Raw genomic sequence first — 22,943 nt, 5'->3', positions numbered from 1 at the left:
TAAGAGCCGTTGATACGAGAACCCTATGTCATCCAACCTGCCGCTGCCTTTTGATAAAGCGAACGCCTATCTGGCCGCCATCGTGGAGTCTTCCGACGATGCGATCATCAGCAAAAACCTGAACGGCATCATTACCTCCTGGAATAAGGGCGCTGAGCGTGTGTTCGGCTATACGGCGGAAGAGGCAATCGGCCGCTCTATCACCATGCTTATTCCAGCCCAGAGAATACAGGAAGAAGAGCGCATCATCGAAAAGCTGAGAAAAGGCGAACGGCTGGAACATTTTGAGACCGTTCGCATGACGAAAGATGGGCGCGAAGTGATGGTCTCGCTTACCGTATCCCCCATTCGGGATGACGCGGGCCAGGTGATCGGGGCATCTAAAATCGCGCGGGACGTGACGCGTGAGCGACGGCTCGCCATTATCGCGGAAAGTCAGAAGATAGCGCTGGAAATGGCCATGAACAATGCGCCACTATCGGAAACGCTTGGCGTGCTGACGGGCGGCGTGGAAAAGCATATAAGCCAGGCAATGGCCTCCATCCTTCTGGTCGAGCAGCGCGAGGACGGCGCCTATTTCCGGCAAATCGCCGCATCCAGCCTGCCAAAAGCCTATAATGACGCCGTCGATCATTTGCGCATCGAGCCGGAGCTGGGATCCTGCGGGGCGGCGGTTTTTCAGAAGGAAACGGTGATCGTGGAGGATATCGCCACGCACCCGCTCTGGAAGGACTGCAAGGAGGTGGCGCTTGGCAACGGGCTGCATGCCTGCTGGTCGCGGCCCATCATCTCCAGCGATGGCGATGTGCTGGGGACTTTTGCCATTTACTATGCCGAATCGCGCATGCCGAACCAGGACGATATGGAAATCATCGATTATCTGGCCGGTACCGCCAGCGTGATTCTGGAACGCGTTATCAGCGCCGAGCGCCAAAAAGCCATCGAGGCATCGCTGCGGGAGGAAACCAAAACGCTTGAGCTGTTGAACGATCTCAGCAAACAGCTCAGTTCCAGCCTTGACCTTAACCAGGTTGTTCAAAACACCACCGATGTGCTGACAGAGCTGACCGGCGCTGAATTCGGCGCATTCTTCTATAATGTGGTGGATGATGAGGGCGAATCCTACATGCTCTATACGATCTCGGGAGTGCCGAGAGAGGCATTCTCCCGTTTTCCGATGCCCCGCAACACCAGCCTGTTCAGCCATACATTCGGCGGCAAGGGAACGGTGAGGCTGGATGATGTGCGGCAGGACCCGCGCTATGGCAAGAGCGCGCCTTATCATGGCATGCCGAAGGGGCACCTTCCGGTGACAAGCTATCTGGCCGTGCCGGTTATCTCCCGCAATGGGGCGGTGCTGGGCGGACTATTTTTCGGCCATTCCAAGGCGGGCATATTCACCGAACGCGCCGCGCATCTGGTGGAGAGCGCCGCCTCCTATGCCGCGGTAAGCATTGATAACGCCCAGCTTTACACTAAAATGCAGGAAAGCGAGCACCGGTGGCGCGCACTGGCGGACGCCATGCCGCAGCTTGTATGGATGTGCGACAATACCGGCTGGTGCGACTATATGAGCAACCAGTGGCACACCTATTCCGGCGTTGAGGTGAAAGACCTTTTGGGCGAAGGATGGCTGAATATCCTGCATCCCGAGGACCGGATACGGGCCGCCCATGCGTGGAACGAGGCTGTGGCCGATCGCGCGCCATACGACCTGGACTACCGCATTCGCGCCAAGGACGGCCAGTATCGCTGGTTCCGCACGCGCGGGGTGGCGGTGCGGGATGAAAAAGGGCGCATCCTGAAATGGTATGGCACCTGCACGGATACGCAGGAGCTTATCGAATCCCGCAATATGGCGCAGGAGGCCAATATCGCCAAATCGGAATTTCTGGCCAACATGAGCCATGAAATCCGCACGCCAATGAACGCGGTGGTGGGGCTTGCGAATATTCTGGCACAAAGCTCACCCCTCACCGCCAAGCAGGCGGAATTCATCAAAACATTGCAACTCAGCGCCGATTCGCTGCTGGCGCTGATCAATGACCTGCTGGATATCGCCAAGATTGAAGCGCGCAGCGTAGAGCTTGAAAAAACAAGCTTCAGCCTGACGCAGCTTATTCAGGAAGTGATCAGCATGGTGGCGGTGCGGGTGAAGGAAAAAGGGCTGACGCTGACCAGCAATGCCGATAATGCCCAGCGCCTGATGTTTCGCGGCGACCCGGCGAGAATCAGGCAGATTATCCTCAACCTGTGCAGCAATGCCGTGAAATTCACCGAGCAGGGCGGCATTGACATTCAGCTGGCCTGCATCCCCACGCATCATCCATCCATCGAGCAGATTCGCATCACGGTGAAGGATACGGGCATCGGCATCGATAAAAAGAACCTGGCGAATATCTTTCATAAATTCACCCAGGCGGATTCCTCCATCAACCGCAAATATGGCGGCACGGGCCTTGGCCTGGCCATTACCAAAACGCTGACGGAACTGATGGGCGGCACCATCGAAGTGCAAAGCACGCCCGGCGAGGGTTCCAGCTTCATCATTGTGCTGCCGCTTGAGCGGGAAGAGCAGCCGCATGACGCGCCTTCGCAACGGGGAGAGGCTGTCGAAAGCCCCGTTTCGCCCATGCACCGCGCCACGGTTCTGCTGGTGGAGGATTATGCGCCCAACGTGATGGTGGCGACCACGTTTCTGGAACATTTCGGCTTTGACACGGATGTGGCCAGCAACGGCATGGAGGCCATCGAGAAAATCAAGCACGGCCATTACGCCCTTGCGCTGATGGATGTGCAGATGCACGGCATGAACGGGCTGGAAGCCACCCGCATCATCCGCGAATATGAACGGCAGCACGGCAGGCAGCGCCTGCCCATTATCGGCATGACGGCCCATGCGCTGACGGGAGACAGGGAGCGATGCCTCTCGGTTGGGATGGATGATTATCTGCCCAAGCCGTTCAACCCGGATGAGTTCAAACGCAAGCTGCTTCATTACACCGGGGAAAGCAAAGCAGCCTAATCACGGACTGATTTTTTATGGCCAACGGAATAGGCAGGTCTTCTTCCCCTTAGATGAATGGAGAATATCATGAAACGATTCCTAACCGTACTGAGCCTGACCACGGGCCTTTACCTTGCAGGCGCCACCGGGGCATTTGCCAATGACGCCAAAGATGCCTCGGAATTTGTGCAGAAAGCAGCCATGGGCAACCAGTTTGAAATCGCCACCAGCAAACTTGCGCTGGAGAAATCCCAGAGCCAGGATGTGAAAACCTTCGCTCAGAAAATGATCGACGATCATACCGAGGCCAACAACAACCTGAAGGCCGTATTGCCGGAATCCACCGTAAAGACGGCTTCCACCGAGGTGACGCTCGATAAGAAACATCAGAAAATGTATGACGAGCTGAAAGAAAAGCCAGCCAGCAAGTTTGACGATGAATATGTGGATGTTCAGCAGAAAGCGCACAAGGAAGCGGTTGCGCTTTTCAAGGATTACGCCGATGACGGCAAGGATGCCGCGTTGAAAAACTTCGCTTCCAAAACACTTCCAGCGCTTGAGCAGCATAAAGAGAATGTCGAGCAGCTGGATAAGGCTCACTAAGCATTTTCTTCCTAGAATTTTGTTGCGACATGGATGCCGGCCCCCTGCGGGGCCGGCATTTTTGTATGAAATTTATACCCCTCCCCCTATGACGTGCGGCCATTTAAGGATGGGTGCCTTATGGCTTTGGATGAGGCGGTATGCCTGTTTACGGATCGCTGTAATCTTTCCGTCAATTATCCCCGCCTTCATGAACCACTACTGGAAAGGAGAATGACGATGGCCACGACACATCAGAACCAAACCGGACAAACCGAAAACGAGCGAAGCAGCCGCAATATGCTGTGGGGGTTCCTGGCCGTGGTGGTGCTTGCCGTGCTTGCCTATGCAGGCTATGCCAGCTACCGCGACCATGAAGCCGCCATGCCCGAATATAGTGCTGCCAGCCCGAGCGGACGTGCCTTGAACCCGCCTGCAACCAACAGCGGCGCCACCGCACCGGCCGACCGCGTGGGCGGCACCGGTGATGTTGAGGGGCGCTGAGACACAGCACGCATGTCGGCTTACGCGATTCTTATGACTAAGCGTTCAGCCCTAATCGCATGTTGAAAAGGTTTGTGTCATCAATAGGGGCGTAACAGCCGTTTTGGCTGAGCAACGAAAATAGGAGAATGAAGATGAATAAGGAACAAGTGCAAGGTAACTGGAACCAGTTCAAAGGCAAAATCAAGGAAAGCTGGGGCAAGCTGACCGACGATGATATCGCGCTGTATAACGGCCGTGCCGAACAGTTTTATGGCAAGCTGCAGGAAAAATACGGCATTGCCCGCGAAGAAGCTGAGAAACGCGTCAGCGAATTCGAAAAATCCTGCGATTATAAATACAATAAAGCAGCCTAACCTACCCATTGCCTCCCACCCCTATCCCGATGCCTTCACAGGCATCGGGATTTTTTTATGGGTTTTCAGACAATAAAAAACCGCCCGCAACAGGTGCGGGCGGCAGCATATGGCTTAGGTTATTATTGGACCTGGGTCGTTGTCGTCACCTTGGTGGTGGTGCCTGCGGGGAACCCATCGGGCGTGTAGTAATGTTCCTTGGTGGTGGTTTGTTTTACCACTTCGGTTTGTACTTCGGCCACGGGGATGTATTCCAGGCGCACCAGGTTTACCTGTTCCTGCGGGCTGGCAATCACGCCATTGATCTCATAAAGCATGCCCGGGAACTGCTGATAGGTTTTCACGATCTTGTGACCCTCCACCCGGTAACGGCCTTTGCTTGGCTCGGCAATGTTGAGGTGGGTTTTGTCGATGCTGAAGACCGCGCCGACGGAATGGCTGTTAAAATTAATCTCTTGCGGAACAATGTGATTGCGCAGGATGTCGGCGATTTCGGCACCACATTTGCCAGCGTTGAAGCAGGCATATTTATCTACGTTCAGATCCTCCATAGCCTGGTTCGTTGGTGCGAAGATGGTATAGGGAGTGTTACTGTTCAGCTCGTTCAATACGCCGGTTCTTTTCAGCGCCATATAGAATGCCGAAAGCTCCGGACGGGAGGAAAGAGATTTTTCTACCATCTGGTTGGCGGCATGCGCCGGTGCGGCTGCAACCGCCAAGGCAGCAACGGCCGTGGCGGATAAAAGGCGAAGGGACGTTTTCATAGCGGACTCCTGTAATATTATGGCTATATGTCAGCAATTTAATCTTTTTAATATCAACGGGCGATACGGGCAGCGATGGTTGGTATAAAAAGCACGCAAATCCTTTTTTGTGTATAAAAAAGACCCGGCCAAGGGGTTGGCCGGGTCAAGGTGCTCTGGCGAGGAGCGGGGAAACTATTTCCACGACAGGTGGAGATTGGCAGGCTTGCCTTTACCCACCGTAATACGTTGGGTTTTGGTCTGGCCTTCGTAGCTGGCATTAACCGTGTAGCTGCCATCGGGCAATTGCGCGTAGAAAAGCGGGCCGCTTTTGGTGTTGATGACCTCATTGCCTTTTTTATCGGAAATGGCAATCTGCCCATCGGCCACAAAGGCGCCGTCTTTTCCTGCGCTCATAATATGCAGATTGTAATCACCTTTGGTGGCTTCAAGCTGGTTACGCTCGGCTTCGCCTACGCCACCGGTCACATAGGTGGCGCCATTGACGTTAACTGGCGTCAGGGCCATGGTCGTGGACGGAGCGATGGCCGCGCTAAGGCTTGTGGAGGCGTTCACCGACGGCGCTTTCCGGGTAAGATCCTGCACGGTGCCGTTCACATCCAGAGCATATGCCTGGCCCAGCAGGCCAACAGTGATAATGGTTGAGGTAATGATGGTACGCATTGCAATTCTCCCGCGTCATTGCTTTTATCTGAATTAATTGTACTGTTTTTAATCTCCCATGCGTCAAAAGGCCGTATCTTTTCATAAAAAACATATAAACAAGCCATAAATGGCGGAAAAAACGTCATTTTTATGCTTTATGCGCTGTCTTTCATGGCTTTTTGAGATGGGCGGGATTACCATCATACCGTTCGCGTCTGTTTGGCAGACGCCTCACCCTTAGGAGAAAGACCATGTATATGACCCGCAATAAAAAAGAAGCCCTGAGCGCTAAAGCAACGGGCAATACGGTAAATCTGAGCGAGGCAGCCGCCCATATGAAAGAAGACATGTATGAAGTGGCCAATGCCGCAGGCTGCAAAGCACGCCTGCTGCTTGACGATGCAAGTACTGAGCTGGAACATGCCAAGGATGTGGTAACGGCCCAGATCAAGGAAAAGCCGATTCAGTCCAGCCTGATCGCCCTCGGCGTGGGTGTGGTCATCGGCGCGCTGTTGCGTCGTTAATCCTCACGCAGGGAGTTTGTCATGTCGTTTCTGGGTAGTATCCTCGGGCTGTTGACCGTGGGTGAGAGTATGGTCGAAGCACGCCTTATGCGTCGTTTCATCGTCGGCATCGCCATCGGTCTGGGCCTGGTGGTGCTATCCAGCATGATGACCGGCATTTTGATTGTTGGACTGTTCTATCTGCTGTTTCAGCTGATGGTCAGTTACGGCATGGAGGAGCATGCCGCGCTGATTGCCACCGGGTTGCTTGGCGTTTTGTCCACGGCCGGTGTCGTCACCGCCACGGCCTTGTGGTTCCGTCATCTGCTGAAAACGCCCAATCCCTTTACCGCCATGCGCAACCCGATCGATAAATTCCTGCATCAGGGTGTCATCGGGGCATTTGTAGAGGGGTTCAGCGCGTCCGCATCCCGCAAGCCAAAACCCGGAAAAGCGGCTGAAAAGCCCGGGCTAAAACCGGTGACGGTTAAAGGCGCCGCCGCCAATGTCAACATGAAGACCCAAAGGCGCATATGATGAAGCTTTCAGCCCGGCCCATCGCCGCCATTATGGCGGCGGGCATGGTCGCCTGCCTATCGCACGGGAGCGCCTGGGCGGAAGATGCATTGACACCCCTTGGCCCCCCAGACGTCGATACCAGCAAACCCGTGACCCCCGCCGAGGCACGCCCCGTTGATGACAAAGGCATTGTCAGCATCGTGTGGGAAAATGATGTGTTTGCCAACAGGGATAATAATTACACCAACGGGTTTCGCATGGCCTGGCTTTCGCCGGAATATTCCGGCGAGGACCGGTTCAATGACGTTGCGGGCTATCTGTTTCCGTTCAGCCCCAATGGCAAACGGCGTTTGAGCCTGGCCATCGGCCAGAGCATGTTCACGCCGGATAACCTAAAGTCCACGGCTTACATACCCGGCGACCGCCCTTATGCAGGGTGGCTTTACGGTTCGGTCGGCGCGGTTTCCGACACGGGTAAACAGCTGGACAACGTGGTGCTGACGGTGGGCATGGTCGGGCCGTCCTCCCAGGCGGAGGCCGTTCAGAAATTCGTGCATGAAGCCATTGGAAGCCAGGACCCGAAAGGGTGGGATAACCAGCTGCATGACGAGCTTGGCGTTAATCTTACCTATGAGCATAAATGGCGCGGCATGTACCAGTTCTCCCCTTTCGGGCTTGGTCTGGACGCGACGCCTTCGGTCGGCGTGAACCTGGGTAACGTGAATACGGATGCATCGGCAGGCATGATGTTTCGCCTGGGTTATGATCTGCCCTCGGATTACGGGCCGCCGCGCATCCGCCCCAGCCTGCCGGGGTCTGATTTTTTTGTGCCTACCAAGGAACTGGGCGGATATCTGTTCGCCGGGTTTGAGGGGCGGGCCGTGGCGCGCAATATTTTTCTGGACGGGAATACATTTGAGGACAGCCACAGCGTGGATAAGGAAAACCTTATCGGCAGCGTTCAAGCGGGCATTGCCGTTACCTATGGCGATGCGCGGCTTTCCTATACGCATGTGTTTATGACCAAGGAATTCAAAACCCAGGATGAAGCCTCGCAATTTGGCGCGGTTACCCTGTCTTATCGGTTCTAAACCCACGGCCGGTTTTAAATTTATGGGATTTTTATGGAATTTTTATGCGGCGATGCATGTTATGCCGTGGTGTCTTTAGATTAAGGGAAGCTAGTTTCAACTATCAATTCAACCCCTTATAGAGAGTTTTGTTATGAAGAAGATCGCTACACTCGCCGTACTGGCCCTGTTCCCCCTGCTGGCTGCCTGCAACACCATGGCCGGCGCCGGTGAAGACATCCAAAAAGGTGGCCAAAAGCTGGAAAACAGCGCAGAAAAGCATAAGGACTACTAAAAATCGTTCATGATGCGCGATCGGCAAGCTATTCTGGCTTGCCGATTTGCTTTTTCAGACAGATGGTTTGAATATTTATGTACGCCACGCTGCGCGCGCCGCTCTCCGCCCCTAATCGCTATTTTGTGATTATCTTTCTGGTATCGTGCGCCATGCTGGCCGGGTTCACCTACACGTTATACCAGCAGTCCAAGGAGCGTGAGAAATACGACCAGCTCACCATCCAGAGCTATGAAAATATCCGGCTCTTCAAACATATACTTGAACTGACAATCGATATCGAAACAGGGCAGCGTGGTTACCTGCTGACCAAATCACGCGAGTTTCTTCAGCCCTATTATGCGGGACTGGCCAATATCGACCCCACTTTTGCGCTGGTGCGCAAGAAAATCCGCAGTCCCAAGCAGATTGCGCAGCTGGATGACACCATTCAGAAATCACGCGCGTGGCGGCTTTATGTCATTCGGCAGATTCAGGCATTCGAGAATTCCGCCAGCACCGGGCTTACCGTGGGCGACCTGCGGACCTCCAAAGACCTGATGGACGATGTCCGTCTGTCGGTGGATACATTTATCACCAGTGAGCGGGAACTTTTAAAAACCAGAACAGAAATATCCCGCCATAAGCAGAAGCAATATTTCCTCACGCTGTTTCTAGGCGCGTTATTGGCGGTTGGCGGGTTGCTGGTGGCCAATTTCATTATCATGGGACTGGTGGCAAGAAGCCGGAAAACGGATGAACAGCTGGCCCGCATTCTTGAGACCTACGGCCTGCTGCTGGAATCCCTCAAGGATGGGATTTATGATTTTTATCCCCTGAGCGGCACGATCCATTTTTCCAAAAGCTATTGCGAGCTGCTGGGCTATGCCAAGCATGAAATACCCGAGGATGTGGAGATGGTCCGCCGCATGGTGCACCCGGCGGACCTGCCCCGGGCGCTGGAAGTATTGGAAAAATACCAGCGCCACGAAATTACTGATTACTATGCTACGTTTCGCATGCGGCACAAGGACGGCAGCTGGCGATGGATTCTTTCTCGCGGGGTGGGAACATGGAATCAGCAGGACCAGATGACGCGCCTGATCGGCATCCATACCGACATCACCGAGCAGAAACAGCGCGAGGAGGCGTTGCGGCAGGTGAATGAGGAAATGGAGAGCTTTATTTACATTGCCTCCCACGATATGCGCGCGCCACTGGTGAACCTGAAAGGATTCGCCGGGGAAATCGGCACCGTGCTGGAAGAGGCGAAACCCCTTCTGGAACCCTGCATCACCACGCTCCCCAAAAAGGAGCAGGCCAAGCTGCAGCAGGCGTTTGAAGAGGATATACCGGAGGCGCTCACCTTCATCAAATCGGGCGTGGAGCGCATGGATTCGCTCACGAATGCCATTCTCGATCTTTCGCGCATCGGGCGGCGACAGGTGCGGCTGGAAAGCGTGGATACCCAGGCGCTTGTGCAGCGATGCCTGGACAGCCTCGCCTACGAACTCAGCCAGCGCGGCATCGACATGGACGTGGGGCCAATGCCCAATGTGGTGTCCGACCCCATCATCCTGGAACAGGTGTTCGGCAATATCATCGATAATGCCATCAAATATCTAGCCCCGGAACGCAAGGGGCGCATCCGCATCCATGGCCGCAATCTGCAGGATGAGGTGGAGTTTTGCGTTGAGGATAACGGACGAGGCATCGCGCTGGCCGACCATAAGAAAGTGTTCGACATCTTCCGGCGGGCCAGCAACAGCGGCGATGTGCGGGGCGTGGGCATGGGCATGGCCTATGTGAAAGCCTCCATACGCAAGCTTGGTGGCACCATCTGGTTTGATTCCACGCTTGGCAAAGGCACATGCTTTTATTTCACCATACCCGCCTGGGAAGATAAACGGGCCGAATTACATGCAATGGAGGACGCTGCATGATCGCCATCAGTGAACATATCGATATCGTCATGGTGGAGGATGACCCGGGCCATGCAAAGCTGATTGAAAAAAACCTGCGCAGGGCGGGCATCTCCAACCGGATGGTGCATTTCGAAAATGGACGCCAGGCGCTGGATTATTTCCAGAGCGACGGTTTCGACCGGGAAGGTCAGACACTGGTTCTGCTTGATCTCAACCTGCCGGAGGTGGACGGATATGAAGTGCTCCGTACCCTGAAATCCGACAAACGCACACAGGCCATTCCCGTCATCGTGCTGACCACGACGGATAACCCCAGGGAAATTGACCGCTGCTACGCCATGGGCTGTAATGTTTATATTACCAAGCCGGTGGAGTATGAGCAGTTTTCCGAGGCGATCCGGAAATTCGGCCTGATGCTTTCCATCGTTAAACTTCCAGGTGAACAATAAGAGTATCCTACCATGCAGCAAGACGAGCACCGTTTAACGCGCATCCTCTACATCGAAGATGATATGGGACTGGCGCGCCTGTTGCAGAAACGCATGAGCCGAGCCGGCTTCAGCATTGAACTGGCAAGCTCTGCGGAAGAAGGCGCGCAGAGGCTGCAGCAGCAGGATTATGACCTGATCCTGCTGGATTACCAGCTGCCGGGCATGAGTGGGCTGGAAATGCTGGAAAAATGCTCTGAATCCACCACATGCCCCATCATCATTCTCACCTCCACGGGTGATGAGCGCGTGGCCATCAAGGCGCTGGAGATGGGCGCGGCGGATTACGCGGTGAAAGACACGGGGCAGCTTTACCTCGAACTTCTGCCCGCCATCATGCAGGCCGCCTTTACCAAAGACCGGCTGATGAAAGAAAACGAAGTGCAGCGTAAAGAACTGAAAGCCGCAAAAGAGAAAGCCGAAAACGCCAACCGCGCCAAGAGCGACTTTCTGACCACCATGAGCCATGAGATCCGCACGCCCATGAACGCCGTGATGGGGCTTTCAGGCCTGCTGGCATCCACCCCTTTGAACGAGAAACAAAAGGAGATGGTGGATACGCTGCATTCCAGCGCGGAGCTTCTGCTCAAGCTCATCAATGACCTGCTGGACCTCAGCCGCATCGAATCAGGCCAGGTGGAACTGGATGTGCAGCCGTTCCATTTCGCTCCATTGCTCAAACAGGTGGAGGCGATGTTCAGCGGTGAAATGGCGCGCAAAGGGCTGCGCTGGCGCGCGCATAACCATACCGAGGGGATGGACTTCATAGGGGATTCAACCCGCATTCAGCAGATTGTCGTCAACCTGGTGGGCAATGCACTGAAATTCACCGATCAGGGAAGCATTGACGTAACGATTGCCTATCGCAACCTTTCATCCGACCTGTGCGAAGTGACCCTTAGCGTGAGAGATACGGGTATCGGCATCATGCCGGATAAGCTCGGCCAGATATTCGACAAGTTCGTTCAGGCCGACCAGAGCATCACCCGGAGGTTTGGCGGCTCCGGACTGGGGCTGGCCATCAGCCGCCAGCTTTGCCAGATGATGGGCGGCGACATACGGGTGGAAAGCGAAGCCGGAAAAGGCTCAACCTTCCATGCGGTGCTTCAGTTGCCTGTTTCCAAGCAATTATCCCTACCCCATTCGGAAAGCGCCGCCCCCTCCGCCCATGCACCCGCCCAGGGGCGCGTGCTGCTGGTGGAGGATTACGCGGCCAATGTGCTGGTGGCCACGCTGATGCTCGAGCATCTGGGCTATACGGTGGATGCAGTGGAATCCGGCCAACTGGCGGTGGAGCGCGTGCATCGCAGCGCCAGCCCGTATGAGGCCATTCTGATGGATGTGCAGATGAACGGCATGGACGGTTATGAAACCACGCGTCAGGTGCGCCAGATTGAACAGGAGCGCGGCTTTCGTCATGCCATCATCGGCGTAACGGCGCATGCGCTTGCAGGAGACCGCGAACGCTGCCTGGATGCCGGGATGGATGATTACATCACCAAGCCCATTCACCCCGAGGTTCTGGCCAAAACCATGGCCAAACTCAAAAAGGCGGCATAATCCGGCGGCTTTATACAGGGTTTATACGTACAATAAACAGCACGCATGGCGTCCTGATGTAATGTGATTTATGGTAAGCGCATAAGAAAAACATTTTGGAGAATACCAATGAATTCGCCTTCTACTAACAACTCACTCGGCAAATTGCTGCTGGCCCTGGTCGTTATTGCGATTATCGGTTTCCTCGGCTTTGCCATTCTGACCATGCCGGACAACCGCACGACCGGTGAACGAATCGGCGATGCCGTGGATGCACTGCCACAAGGCGTTGGCAAAGCAGCCGAACAGCTTGAAGACCGCACGCCCGGTGAAAAACTGGGTGATGCTGTGGAAGATGCCGGTGAAAAAATCAAAGATAACACCCAGAATTAAATCTACTTCTTCTATGTGCCTGCCGGTGCTATGCATCGGCAGGCTTCCTTTCTTAAACAACAAGATGCCCGATGGACAAAACAAAACCCCCTGCTGATCCTGTATCAACCCCGTCCATCAAGGGGGCAGAATGGGGTATTGAAGGCGGGCGCGAACAAATGCACCGGCAGATGCTTTCATCTGTTTCCCACGATTTGAAAACCCCTTTGGCGGCCATCATCGGCTCGCTGGAAATACATGAGCGCATGCGAAGCATGCTTACGCCGGAAAAGGCGCAAACCCTGCTGGAAACCGCGCTTAAGGAAGCCTATAGACTGGATGGTTTTATCACCAATATTCTGGATATGGCCAAGCTTGAGAATGGCATGGTCAAGGTGCGGCACGAGACCTGCCATGTTCATGCCCTGCTGCAGGATTGCATCGAAAAATCCGGCCATCGCTTCAAGAACATGCGCATTACCGTTGAGCCGATCATACCGGAAATCGTGCTGGAAACCGACAACGCCCTACTCTGCAGAGCTATCTCGCTTCTACTGGATAATGCCTTGAAATACAGCCCGGAAGGCCGCGGAGATATTCGCATCAGCGCCCTGCGCGACGACTCGAATGTGACAATTGTCATCCATGATAACGGCCCTGGAATACCCGAGGAAAAAATAGAGGAAATATTTTCCAAATATACCCGCCTGGGCCGGGGCGATCATCAGAATGCCGGCACCGGGCTGGGGCTGCCCATCGCACGGGCCATCGTCCATCTTCTTGGGGGCGATATCCATGCGGCCAACCATGGAGAGGGCGGCGCAGTTTTCCGGTTGCATCTGCCTCTCCGCTGAGGGTGAATGCTGACCATTGGGCATAAAAAAGGGGCGCTGGCGCCCCTTTTTCAATTATGCTGCTTGCTTAAACCGGTGGATTCACGCGGCGGCCGGATACCAGACCATAAATAAGGCTGGCAAGAAACAGCACCACAAACACCACAGCCAGGAATTTGGCGATCTCAACAAAGGTGCCCGCCAGGCCGCCGAAACCGAAAATGGTCGCCACAACGGCCAGCAGGAAAAAGGTAATGACCCAATTTAACATAAAAATCTCCGTTCTTCTGATGGTAATTTTGGTTCATTTTATGGATTAAGCATGGCGCATCGCCCCTCAAAATTCAGCATTGGGAAGATACCGAATGCATAAAAACGGGATAAATCCTGCGTTTTTTGAACAAAACCCAGGTCAATAATTTGAAATTTATGCGTTTTTTATATCGCTTCCGGCGCCACCTATTCTTTTTTTATGCCGTTTGCGTTTAGTTAAAAAGGACCATTGGCGATACATATCAGAGAGAACACGATGAAAAGCGTATTAATGTGGCTGATCGGGATTCCTATTCCCATCATCATTCTATATAATATTTTATATTAACCAAGGGTTTGAGGACCATCATGCTCGAGAAGAAAAACACCATCCTCATTATTGATGATGAACCGCAGATCCGTAAGATGCTGAATATTTTCCTGGATGCATCGGATTTTAAAATTGAGGAAAGCGAATCCGCCAAACAGGGCATGCGCATGATCGCGTCCCTGAAGCCCGACCTGGTGCTGCTTGACCTCGGCCTGCCCGACATGGACGGCAAGGACGTGATTAAAGGGGTGCGCGAATGGTCGCAGGTGCCGATCGTGGTGCTGTCGGTCCGCGCGGCGGATGACGAGGTTGCCACAGCGCTGAACATGGGCGCCGACGATTATGTCATCAAGCCATTCAACCCGGATGTGCTGATGGCGCGCATTCATGCCAACCTGCGCAAAGCGGCCGTGCGTGAAGTGGGTGAGCCGGATATCGTCAACGGGCCCGTGCGCATGAATCTTGTCCGCCACGAAGTATTTATTCATGATGAGAAGATCGCATTCACGCCCAAGGAATATGAACTGCTGCGGCACTTCCTGGTGAACCGGGGAAAAATGCTTACGCACAAGCAGATCCTCAAGGATGTTTGGGGGCCTGCGCATGCGGAGAACACCCAGTATCTGCGCGTGTATGTGGGCCAGCTGCGTGAAAAGCTGGCCGCCAATAACGGCGCGCCGGAACTGATTGTTACCGAGCCCGGCATCGGTTACCGCATGGAAATGTCGGATGACGGGGTGAGCAAGGAAGCCGCGTAATCCATTTTTTTCGACCGGACGGATTAAGCCGCATGTTCGCATGCGGCTTTTTTCTTAGGCGGCAAGCCATTAAGAGCCTGCTGATTTAGCGGGTTTTTATGCAATGCGGGCGCTTACCATGCTGATGATTGATATGGGCGAGCTTACGCTCGTTTCACACGATCCAAAACAGGAGAAGCAATCATGCTTATTAAACCCATTACTGCATCCATGGCAGCGTTATTGCTGCTTTCCGCATGCGGCCAAACCACGGGCGACCGTGCCCTCAGCGGGGCCGGGCTTGGCGCAGGCGTTGGCGCGGTTGGCAGCGCCGTGACTGGTGGCAGCGCCCTGACCGGGGCCGTTGTCGGCGGCGCCGTTGGCGCAGCAGCCGGTGCGCTCACCAACGAACGCGACGTTAACCTGGGCCGTCCCATCTGGCGTTAAGCCAGGCGGGCCAGCCCATGACTGTTTTATAACCTAGAAAGGACTATCCAATGAAAGCCGTTACCACCATTTCCCTTGCCGCACTGATGTTTGCCGTGGCTAGCCCGGCCATTGCAGCCGACAAGGAAACCTACAAGGCTGAAACCAGCATCGAAAAAGATGCAAAAGGCAATTACGAGAAAAAAGTGACCGAAAAATCCACCGATGCCATGGGCACGGACGTGAAAAACGAAGCCAAAACCGAAGTGGACGTGGACCGCGACGGCAGCAAGGAAGTGACGGTCAAAACGAAATCGGTCAAGGATCCGAAAGGGCTGATGAACAAGTCCACCGTGGAAACCGAAACCCACGTGAAACAGGACGAGCACGGCAACAATACCGAAACCACCCAGAAGAAAAAAGTGGATGGCAAGGTGGTGCTTGACCGCTCCACATCCAAAGAATAACCTGATCTCAGGTTGTTGAACCCAGAAAGCCCGCCCCCATTGGGGCGGGCTTTTTTGTTTCTTTCATATGTTTGCCATATTCGTCGGCTATTTCACGGTTTTCAAAAAAGGCCGGTGGATATGGATATTACGAATTTTCCTGGAGAGTTCCGTGAGCGGGAATTGATCAGAAGCTGCCTGAAAGCCTCCATGGATGTGCTGTTTCAGGATGCCTCCGCCATCATTCATGCGTATCTGCCGCCTGATTCGGTGATGTCGGCCTTATCCTTGCTTCATATGCGCTGCCATACCTTGCTGGATGCCCGCGCCCGATACCATGAGAGCGAAGCGGTGCACCAGCCCGCCCGGCTCGCACGTTTATATGAAGACACGCAACGGGAACTGAATGCATGGTACAAAGCGGTTGAAGCAAGCGGCTTAAAAGGGGATCATGGGCCGTTTCTGGCACGTTTCGGCACCGCCATGCAGCAGTTGGTTTGCCATGCAGTGACGGGTGAAGAAGCGCTTTATCTGCACGCGGTTGCAACGGGCCTTTTCAGCAATCCAGTGGACTATGACACACCGGATGAAGAGGCCGTTCTCAATGTTACCCACCATGCGCCCCTTCAGGACGGCCTGATGGGCAGCCCGCGCATTATGCGCCCTTTCCTGGAACTGAGCGAGCATGAGAGCATTGCAGCTAATATGTATCGTTACGGCTCAATTTTTACCCCTTAAGTCCTGGTAATGGCGGATTTGCGCCATATGGGGCAAGCCTTTCTTTTGTCATGGATTTTTCACAAGGAATGACTATGTTCTGTTCCGGAAACGGAACTGGTGTGATTATGACTCGTGCTTTCAGCAATTTGGAACGTGATTATTTCATCATGCGGGATGAAACCCTGCGTGACGGAAACCAGGGCGAAGCACCGCGCACCGCGGCCATGGGCATTCGGCATATTCAGCAGACACAGCACTGGTATGACATGATGTGCCTGGGCTGGATCTATAGCAGCCCAGTGGATGAGGCGATGGCGGATTACATCCGCAGCCATAACGATATGATGGCGCTGGCGCCTAAATTCTGGGTTTACACCTTATTGCAGCGGTCCGAAACGCTGGACCCCAACAGCCCTTTTACCCGCATGCTGAAGGATATCAGCGCTGGCACGCAGCCGTTCCACACGGTTAATGTGCTGAGTAAGGCGCGGGTGGAAGACCTGCACTATCTCGGCATGGATGAAGATGAAAGTATCGCCAGCCTGGAGCGGACCTTCCGCATGATTCGCGAAGCCAATGCGGATATGCATATGGAAATTGCCATGGAGCATCTGCTGAGTTCCTGGATCGAAGGCCGGGAGGAGGGTTCGCCCAACCATGCGCATATCGTGCGTACGCTGGTGCGGGCATTGGAAATGGGTATCGACCGCATTACCGTGCCGGACACGGACGGGGCGGTGACACCCGACCAGCTCGGCGATATTCTACGCGAGCTGGAAGCGGCGATTGCGGGTGAACTGCAAGCGCGCTACCCGGATGAAGAGACGTGGCCCGGATTTTCCGCCCGTATGTTCAATATCCACACGCATGAAGACCTGGGCATGGGCGGGGGCAATATGATGGTGGCCTATCAGGCGGGTGCGGGCAGTTTTGACTGCACCGTTGGCCCTATCGGCGAACGGCGCGGGAATGTGCAACTTGCCCAGGCAGCCGCGACGCTTGGCAGCCGGGAGGATATTCGCTGCGGCTTCGACAAGGGCCAGGTGCAGGAGATGATCCGGTATCAAAAGGATTTTGAAGCACGCCTGGGTGTACGCCAGGAGGAAAAGGTTATCGGTAATGAAGCGGCTTATGTGGGCACGGGAGGGATGCACGGCGCACGGGTAATGGCCGCGTTCGATGAATTCATGAAACAGGACGGCTCCTATCAGGCCATGCTGGCGCAGATGGATTACGATGCGGCGTTCGACTGGTTTGCACGGCATTATGACCAGTCCTACAATACCGTGCCTTCCGGCATGATGGGGCAGCCGCTGCAGATGGCGCTGTCGCCCGTGGGCGGGGTTTCGAACGTTTATTTCATGCTGGCAGATATGGGGCTGCTGCTCGACCTGCGCAAGGAGCATGTGGAAGCCGCGCGCCATAAGGCGCAGGACGTGATTGAAACCGTGAAACAGGAGGAGCAGGCATTCGGCACGCATTACCGCGGCTGTAATAACGTGAACGCCATGCTGCTGGTGGCCGATAGATTCGGCCTGCGCAACCCCGATGCGACCCCGCTGGCGCTGAACATTGTGCAGGACGGTAATGAGCTGGGGCAGTTTTTGACGCATAGCAGCAACGGCACCTACCCGCTGACGCTGGGTGAAGGGTTTAACACACCGCCGCTTCACGTGACGCTTTATCATGGGCAAAAGGACGGTACCGCGCTTTATAATCTGGAAACCATCATTACCGGCCTTCAGGAATGGCACTATGCACCGGCGAATATCCAAGGAGTAATTCAGATTACGGATTGCCGCGTGGTGCCCATGGAGACAGGTGCCGTGATCGATATGGCGGATGGGGTGCACGGGGAACATCCCCGCTACAGCGTGCGTGCTCATTTCACTATGGATGGCGATAAGCATGTTTACCTGGCGACGGGGTGCGGCGACAATGTGCTAAACGCCACGCTGGATGCTGCCAGCCAGATCATGAATTACACTGCCTTTGCCCGCGGGCCGCAACAATTACCCGGTGATGTAGCCATTTCACGGCATGCTGCCCGCTTTGGCGCAGACCAGACACCACCTATCCAGCAATAGTTCCATGCCGCAGCCACGAGCCATGCCAAACGCGTTTGACGGTGAGGATTACCGCCGGATTGCCATGCATCGGGGGCTGGAAGCGGTGGCGCAGGTTTTGTATCGCGACGGAATGGCGCTTATCCATGAATTTGACGATGAATGTTCCCGCGAGGAACTGAAATGCCGGTTTCAGCAGGTGATGATACAAACGACCTACCTGCTCACCGCGCGCATGATGCCCGGAGCCGCCGAACTTGACTGGGATGAATGGCTAAACCGAATCGGCGCCGATAACACGCGGCTGGAACACTATCTGAATGAATGGAACGACACGGTGGCGGCATTGACCCTTACCGGAGACCAGCGCGCCTATTTAGCCAGCTTTGGCGACCGCATCGCCTGTGTGGGGCGCTTCGATGGCACCGATGTGGAAATGGAGGCGTTTTGCGATTTGGGGAATGAGCTTGAACCCTCTCCCTATCATGCCGAGGATTATGCCCTCATGGGGCTGAGCATGCCGATGAAACAGGAACGCGCCGAATCGCAGGGGCATTCATCCAGCAGTTCCGATATTCCCGGAGCGTTTGGCAATCCGGTTATCCTGTGCCCTATCTGGGACCTCAGCGAAGCGGAAAGCCTGGCGGCCACGCTGTTCCGCCATGGCGGGCCTTATGTTCCTTATTGATGGCGCCCGAAAAGGCGCGCATAAAAAAAGGGCAGCCACTGGGGCTGCCCTTCTTCGTACCGTAGAGGCTCTTAGTGAGCTTCAGCCGGAGCAGCTTCCGTAGCGGGAGCGGCTTCGGGGGTCGGGGCGACGTTCTCAGCAGCCGGAGCAGCCGGAGCGGGCTCAACAGCCGGAGCGGCATCGGTAGCCGGAGCGGCGTCAACCGGAGCAGCTTCAGCAGCGGCGGCGGCATCAGCAGCCGGGGCTTCAGCAGGAGCAGCAGCATCGGTGGCCGGAGCAGCTTCACCGGTGGCTTCCATCGGAGCTTCGCCGGTAGCGGCGGTCGTATCCGTGCCTTGCGGGGCTTTGTTGGAAAGGAACAGTGCACCGGCAACCAGAGCGGCCAGAATCACGATAACGATAATCACTTTATTGGACATGCGGTCCTCCTAGAAAGTTAAGTAACGAAGGGCTGGATGTCTATAGATAGAAGGATCTATATGTTGCGCCCCCCACCCTATCGCGGGGACTATAGACATAAATACGCGAATGCGTCTAGCCATAAATCATTACATATCGGTAAGGTTTTTTGTCTCGGCTTCGCATCTATCGGCAGCGGCGCTTACCCTGAAAGTTTACGCCTGAAACGGGCAAGTTAAAATTCCAGCCCCATGCTCTGATAATATTCGGGACGGTCTTTCCAGTCCTCTTTCACTTTCACGTGTAAAAACAAATGAGCCTTGCGGCCGAGCTGCGCGCCGATGGCCTCACGTGCGCTTTGTCCGATCTCTTTCAACTTGCTGCCGCCCTTGCCGAGGATGATGGCCTTATGGCTTTCGCGCTCCACCACAATCTGCTGATAGATTTTCACGCCGTTTCGGTTCTCTTCCCATTTTTCGGTTTCCACCGTCAGGCCGTAGGGGACTTCCTGCTGAAGCGCCATGAAGAGCTGCTCGCGCGTGAGTTCGGCGGCGAAGAGGCGTTCGTTGATATCCGTCAGCTGGTCGGCCGGGTAGAGCCAGGGGCCGGGCTTTGCCTGCGCGCAGAGATGCTGTTCCAGCTCCCTCACGCCGTCGCCTTCCAGCGCGGAGATCATGAAGACATGGTCGAACGCATGCAATGCGGCCAGCGCCGCCGTCAGCGGCAGAAGCTTTTCCTTGGCGACCTTGTCCACCTTGTTCAGCACCAGCGAGATGGGCGCCTTGTTGCCGCCCTGGCTGGCAAGCAGCTTCTGCGCCGTTTCCACCGCATTGGCGCGGGAGGCGTCCAGCAGCAGCAGCACGTGGTCGGCCTCTGCCACTCCGTTCAAGGCGGATTGCACCATTGCTTTTCCCAGCCGTTCGTTTGCATCGAACATGCCGGGTGTATCCACCAGCACCAATTGCGCCTTGCCGATGGTGCGGATGCCGCGCAGGGCGAAGCGCGTGGTCTGCGCCTTGGGCGAAACAATGGAAAGCTTGGCCTGCACCAGACGGTTGACCAGGGTGGATTTGCCCGCGTTGGGCGCGCCGAGCATGGCCACCACAAGGGAGGATTGGTTGTCGCTATTCGCCATGACGGCTTACCTTTTCAAATAATGTTTCCGCAGCACTTGCCCATGCGGCTTTCTTGGATTTGCCTTCGGCCTCAGCCGCGTCATGCCCGTTTACGCTGACGCGCACGCGGAAGATGGGCTGATGCGCGGTGCCGCTTTGTGCCACCACCTCGTAATGCGGCAAGGGCAGGCCCCTGCCCTGCGCCCATTCCTGAAGCGCGGTGCGTGCATCCTTGGGCGGGGTGACGATCTCACGCGCAAGGGGCGTCCACGCCCGCAGCACCAGCTGCCTGGCTGCTTCGTAGCCGCCATCGAGAAACACTGCTCCTATCACGGCTTCGCAGGCGTCTTCAATGGTGGTGGCGGTGGAACGGCCGCCGCGCGCTTCTTCCGCGCCGGAAAGACGGAGGGCTTTCGGCAGGTGCCAGGCGGTCGCCACTTTCACCAGCGTGGCGCGGGCCACCAGCAGGGCCTTGCGGCGCGCAAGCTCGCCTTCGCGCTCATCGGGGTAGAGATCAAACAGAAGATGCGCAACCACCAAGCCGAGCACCGCATCGCCCAAAAACTCCAGCCGCTCGAAATCATGCGCATGCTGGCGCGCTTCGCGGTGGCTCGGGTGTGTCAGGGCTGCCGAAAGCAGGCCTGTTTGTGTAAAGCGATAGCCTAAGGCGGATTCCAGTTCCTGAATGGAGGCGTGTTTCATGCTGGCCTGCCGGGTTGCATTCTACTGAATGGGTTTGAACAGCCGCTCCGTCCGCAGGGCGCTGAACCATTTCCACGGCTCCCAGATGCGGGCGGTGCCGTCGGTGGAGAAGAAAATCACCTCCGCCCGGCCGATAAGGTTGGCGATGGGGATGTAACCCACTTCCTCCAGCACGCGGCTGTCGACCGATTCGTCACGGTTATCGCCCATGCAGAAGATATGGCCTTCGGGCACGGTGTAGATGTCGGTATTGTCCAATGGCCCATTGGGATCGAGGTTGAGGATGGAATGCTCCACCTCGTGTCCGCCCTCGCCGGCGGGCAGCGTTTCGAGATATTGCGGGACGAAACGGCCGGGATTATCCGGCGATTTGTCCATGAAGTTCTTCATTTCCACTTCTTTCACCGCCGTGCCGTTGACCAGCAGATGGCCATCGAGCACCTGGATCTTATCCCCCGGCAGGCCGATGACGCGCTTGATGTAATCGATGCCGGGCTTGCTGGGCGGGCGGAAGACCACCACATCCCCCCGGTTCGGCATGGTGAGCCAGGCGCGGTCTTTGATGACGGGCGGGGCGAAGGGGAAGGAATAGCGGCTGTAGCCATAGCTGAATTTGGAGACCCAGATGTAATCCCCCACCAGCAGGGTGGGTTTCATGGAGCCGGAAGGAATATGGAAGGGTTCGTAAGCAAAACTGCGGAAGGTGAGCGCTATCAGCACTGCCCAGAAAATGGTTTTCACCGTTTCCCAGTCCTGTTTTCTTCTTTCGGCTTTGTCCATAGGGCTCTCGCTGGTTCAGAGCCGCCCTCATAGCATAGCATGGCGCGAGTTCCTAGGTTTGACTTTTACCACGGACGGACGCACAGTATTTAGAGGTTCATGGAGGACTGACATGGTTAAACCCACCATATCGACGAAAAGCAACGCCACGAACGAGGCCCCGCTTGAGGGGGCAAGAATCGACGATCTGGGCCGTTACCCCTCCGCCATACGGCTGCTGCACTGGCTGATGGCGCTGTTTATCATCTGCCTGCTGGCATCGGGGTTGCTGATGGATGAGCTGCCCAAAGAGGTCCGCGGGGATATCATGCCGCTGCATAAAAGCTTCGGCATTACCGTGCTGATGCTCTGGTTCGCCCGGATATGGCTGCGGCTGACGAAAGGCGTGCCGCCCTATCCCCCCAGCATGCCGGTTGCGGAGCGGCACATGGCCAAGGCGACGGTGTTCGCCTTTTATACCTTCATGATCGTGATGCCGCTTTCCGGCTGGCTGATGAGCAACAGCAAGGGCCGCGCGGTGGAGTGGTTCGGCGTGCCCATGCCGCAGCTGACGGGTGAAAGCGAGATCGTCAACAATCTCGCCCATATGGTGCATGAATGGGTGGGCTATGCGCTGCTGGCGCTGGTGCTGCTGCATGTGCTGGCGGTCATCAAGCATCATGTGAAGGATAAGCTGCCGATCATTCGGCGGATGGTCTGATTTATAGGGTTTGTTCCCTGCTCACGTTATTCGCAATGAAACAGCGCCGTGCGCGGCGCGCTGCTCACGTTGTTCGCAATGAAACAGCGCCGTGCGCGGCGCGCTCACGGCTGTGGCTTTAGGTTTCGTTTCCTGCTCACGTTGTTCGCAATGAAACAGCGCCGTGCGCGGCGCGCTCACGGCTGTGGCTTTAGGTTTCG

Annotated in this window: 26 protein-coding genes and 1 pseudogene; 20 read left to right on the top strand and 7 right to left on the bottom strand. The window is 55.6% G+C overall.

Translation table 11 applies throughout. From position 1 onward, the window contains the following. Window positions 1-25: 25 nt before the first annotated feature. From GC177_08775 to GC177_08760, 4 genes are all read left to right on the top strand, one after another. On the top strand, window positions 26-3,025 hold the full coding sequence (locus GC177_08775) for a PAS domain S-box protein (GenBank protein MBI1276050.1): 3,000 nt from the start codon (window positions 26-28) through the stop codon (window positions 3,023-3,025). Between the two features lie 57 nt (window positions 3,026-3,082). Then, window positions 3,083-3,610 carry a DUF4142 domain-containing protein gene (locus GC177_08770; protein MBI1276049.1) on the top strand — a complete coding sequence of 176 codons (528 nt, stop codon included), beginning with the start codon at window positions 3,083-3,085 and terminating at the stop codon, window positions 3,608-3,610. 219 nt (window positions 3,611-3,829) lie between these two features. Continuing rightward, window positions 3,830-4,093 (top strand): hypothetical protein, encoded by a 264-nt coding sequence (locus GC177_08765; protein MBI1276048.1) that lies wholly within the window; start codon window positions 3,830-3,832, stop codon window positions 4,091-4,093. A gap of 134 nt (window positions 4,094-4,227) precedes the next feature. Beyond that, window positions 4,228-4,449, top strand: a complete 222-nt coding sequence (locus GC177_08760) for a CsbD family protein (GenBank protein MBI1276047.1) — start codon at window positions 4,228-4,230, stop codon at window positions 4,447-4,449. Window positions 4,450-4,571: 122 nt separating this feature from the next. Here GC177_08760 and GC177_08755 read toward each other — a convergent pair whose 3' ends face one another. Both GC177_08755 and GC177_08750 read right to left on the bottom strand, forming a co-directional pair. Then, complete coding sequence (locus tag GC177_08755; protein ID MBI1276046.1) at window positions 4,572-5,213, bottom strand: hypothetical protein; 642 nt, start codon at window positions 5,211-5,213, stop codon at window positions 4,572-4,574. Between the two features lie 174 nt (window positions 5,214-5,387). After that, window positions 5,388-5,876 carry a hypothetical protein gene (locus GC177_08750; protein MBI1276045.1) on the bottom strand — a complete coding sequence of 163 codons (489 nt, stop codon included), beginning with the start codon at window positions 5,874-5,876 and terminating at the stop codon, window positions 5,388-5,390. 233 nt (window positions 5,877-6,109) lie between these two features. Between GC177_08750 and GC177_08745 the strand changes: the two genes are divergently transcribed. The 9 genes from GC177_08745 (at window position 6,110) to GC177_08705 (ending at window position 13,402) form a co-directional block, all read left to right on the top strand. Then, window positions 6,110-6,382, top strand: coding sequence for a hypothetical protein (locus tag GC177_08745; GenBank protein MBI1276044.1), 273 nt, complete (start codon window positions 6,110-6,112; stop codon window positions 6,380-6,382). Between the two features lie 21 nt (window positions 6,383-6,403). Beyond that, complete coding sequence (locus GC177_08740) at window positions 6,404-6,898, top strand: hypothetical protein (protein ID MBI1276043.1); 495 nt, start codon at window positions 6,404-6,406, stop codon at window positions 6,896-6,898. Window positions 6,899-6,942: 44 nt separating this feature from the next. After that, the gene (locus tag GC177_08735) at window positions 6,943-7,971 is read left to right on the top strand and encodes a DUF2219 family protein (GenBank protein ID MBI1276042.1); all 1,029 of its coding nucleotides are present in this window, start codon (window positions 6,943-6,945) and stop codon (window positions 7,969-7,971) included. Window positions 7,972-8,104: 133 nt separating this feature from the next. Beyond that, on the top strand, window positions 8,105-8,245 hold the full coding sequence (locus tag GC177_08730) for an entericidin A/B family lipoprotein (GenBank protein ID MBI1276041.1): 141 nt from the start codon (window positions 8,105-8,107) through the stop codon (window positions 8,243-8,245). A 77-nt stretch (window positions 8,246-8,322) separates the two neighbouring features. Continuing rightward, window positions 8,323-10,167: a PAS domain-containing protein gene (locus tag GC177_08725; GenBank protein MBI1276040.1), complete on the top strand. Its 1,845-nt coding sequence runs from the start codon at window positions 8,323-8,325 to the stop codon at window positions 10,165-10,167. Then, on the top strand, window positions 10,164-10,598 hold the full coding sequence (locus tag GC177_08720; protein MBI1276039.1) for a response regulator: 435 nt from the start codon (window positions 10,164-10,166) through the stop codon (window positions 10,596-10,598). Before GC177_08725 ends, GC177_08720 begins: the two co-directional genes overlap by 4 nt. A gap of 12 nt (window positions 10,599-10,610) precedes the next feature. Further along, on the top strand, window positions 10,611-12,197 hold the full coding sequence (locus GC177_08715; protein ID MBI1276038.1) for a response regulator: 1,587 nt from the start codon (window positions 10,611-10,613) through the stop codon (window positions 12,195-12,197). 108 nt (window positions 12,198-12,305) lie between these two features. Continuing rightward, the gene (locus GC177_08710; protein MBI1276037.1) at window positions 12,306-12,569 is read left to right on the top strand and encodes a hypothetical protein; all 264 of its coding nucleotides are present in this window, start codon (window positions 12,306-12,308) and stop codon (window positions 12,567-12,569) included. A gap of 71 nt (window positions 12,570-12,640) precedes the next feature. Then, the gene (locus tag GC177_08705; GenBank protein MBI1276036.1) at window positions 12,641-13,402 is read left to right on the top strand and encodes a two-component sensor histidine kinase; all 762 of its coding nucleotides are present in this window, start codon (window positions 12,641-12,643) and stop codon (window positions 13,400-13,402) included. A gap of 67 nt (window positions 13,403-13,469) precedes the next feature. Here GC177_08705 and GC177_08700 read toward each other — a convergent pair whose 3' ends face one another. Then, a complete protein-coding gene (locus GC177_08700) occupies window positions 13,470-13,652 on the bottom strand; it encodes a DUF1328 domain-containing protein (GenBank protein ID MBI1276035.1) in 183 nt (60 codons plus the stop codon). 350 nt (window positions 13,653-14,002) lie between these two features. On the opposite strand from GC177_08700, the gene GC177_08695 reads away from it, so the two are divergent. The 6 genes from GC177_08695 to GC177_08670 all read left to right on the top strand — a co-directional run bounded on the left by GC177_08695 (window position 14,003) and on the right by GC177_08670 (window position 19,047). Then, window positions 14,003-14,722: a response regulator gene (locus tag GC177_08695; GenBank protein MBI1276034.1), complete on the top strand. Its 720-nt coding sequence runs from the start codon at window positions 14,003-14,005 to the stop codon at window positions 14,720-14,722. A gap of 210 nt (window positions 14,723-14,932) precedes the next feature. Continuing rightward, window positions 14,933-15,148, top strand: coding sequence for a hypothetical protein (locus GC177_08690; GenBank protein MBI1276033.1), 216 nt, complete (start codon window positions 14,933-14,935; stop codon window positions 15,146-15,148). Window positions 15,149-15,198: 50 nt separating this feature from the next. Further along, window positions 15,199-15,594 (top strand): hypothetical protein, encoded by a 396-nt coding sequence (locus GC177_08685; GenBank protein MBI1276032.1) that lies wholly within the window; start codon window positions 15,199-15,201, stop codon window positions 15,592-15,594. A gap of 12 nt (window positions 15,595-15,606) precedes the next feature. Next, window positions 15,607-16,311 carry a hypothetical protein gene (locus tag GC177_08680; protein MBI1276031.1) on the top strand — a complete coding sequence of 235 codons (705 nt, stop codon included), beginning with the start codon at window positions 15,607-15,609 and terminating at the stop codon, window positions 16,309-16,311. 50 nt (window positions 16,312-16,361) lie between these two features. Continuing rightward, a complete protein-coding gene (locus tag GC177_08675; protein ID MBI1276030.1) occupies window positions 16,362-18,380 on the top strand; it encodes a hypothetical protein in 2,019 nt (672 codons plus the stop codon). Between the two features lie 4 nt (window positions 18,381-18,384). After that, complete coding sequence (locus GC177_08670; protein ID MBI1276029.1) at window positions 18,385-19,047, top strand: hypothetical protein; 663 nt, start codon at window positions 18,385-18,387, stop codon at window positions 19,045-19,047. Window positions 19,048-19,118: 71 nt separating this feature from the next. On the opposite strand, the pseudogene GC177_08665 reads toward GC177_08670, so the two are convergent. The 4 genes and pseudogenes from GC177_08665 to lepB form a co-directional block, all read right to left on the bottom strand. Continuing rightward, window positions 19,119-19,331: pseudogene (locus tag GC177_08665) on the bottom strand (30S ribosomal protein S16). 350 nt (window positions 19,332-19,681) lie between these two features. Beyond that, window positions 19,682-20,581 carry a GTPase Era gene (locus GC177_08660; protein MBI1276028.1) on the bottom strand — a complete coding sequence of 300 codons (900 nt, stop codon included), beginning with the start codon at window positions 20,579-20,581 and terminating at the stop codon, window positions 19,682-19,684. Then, on the bottom strand, window positions 20,571-21,263 hold the full coding sequence (gene rnc, locus GC177_08655) for a ribonuclease III (GenBank protein ID MBI1276027.1): 693 nt from the start codon (window positions 21,261-21,263) through the stop codon (window positions 20,571-20,573). Before rnc ends, GC177_08660 begins: the two co-directional genes overlap by 11 nt. 21 nt (window positions 21,264-21,284) lie before the next feature. Then, complete coding sequence (gene lepB / locus GC177_08650) at window positions 21,285-22,043, bottom strand: signal peptidase I (protein ID MBI1276026.1); 759 nt, start codon at window positions 22,041-22,043, stop codon at window positions 21,285-21,287. Here lepB and GC177_08645 point away from each other — a divergent pair. Then, window positions 21,994-22,743, top strand: coding sequence for a DUF4405 domain-containing protein (locus tag GC177_08645; protein ID MBI1276025.1), 750 nt, complete (start codon window positions 21,994-21,996; stop codon window positions 22,741-22,743). The genes lepB and GC177_08645 overlap by 50 nt on opposite strands. Window positions 22,744-22,943 lie beyond the last annotated feature (200 nt).

The organism is bacterium (assembly GCA_016124905.1).
Lineage (GTDB): Bacteria > Pseudomonadota > Alphaproteobacteria > Rickettsiales > RI-342 > RI-342.
The sequence above is the reverse complement of the archived record's forward strand: the minus strand, read 5'-3'. Positions and strand labels throughout refer to the sequence as shown.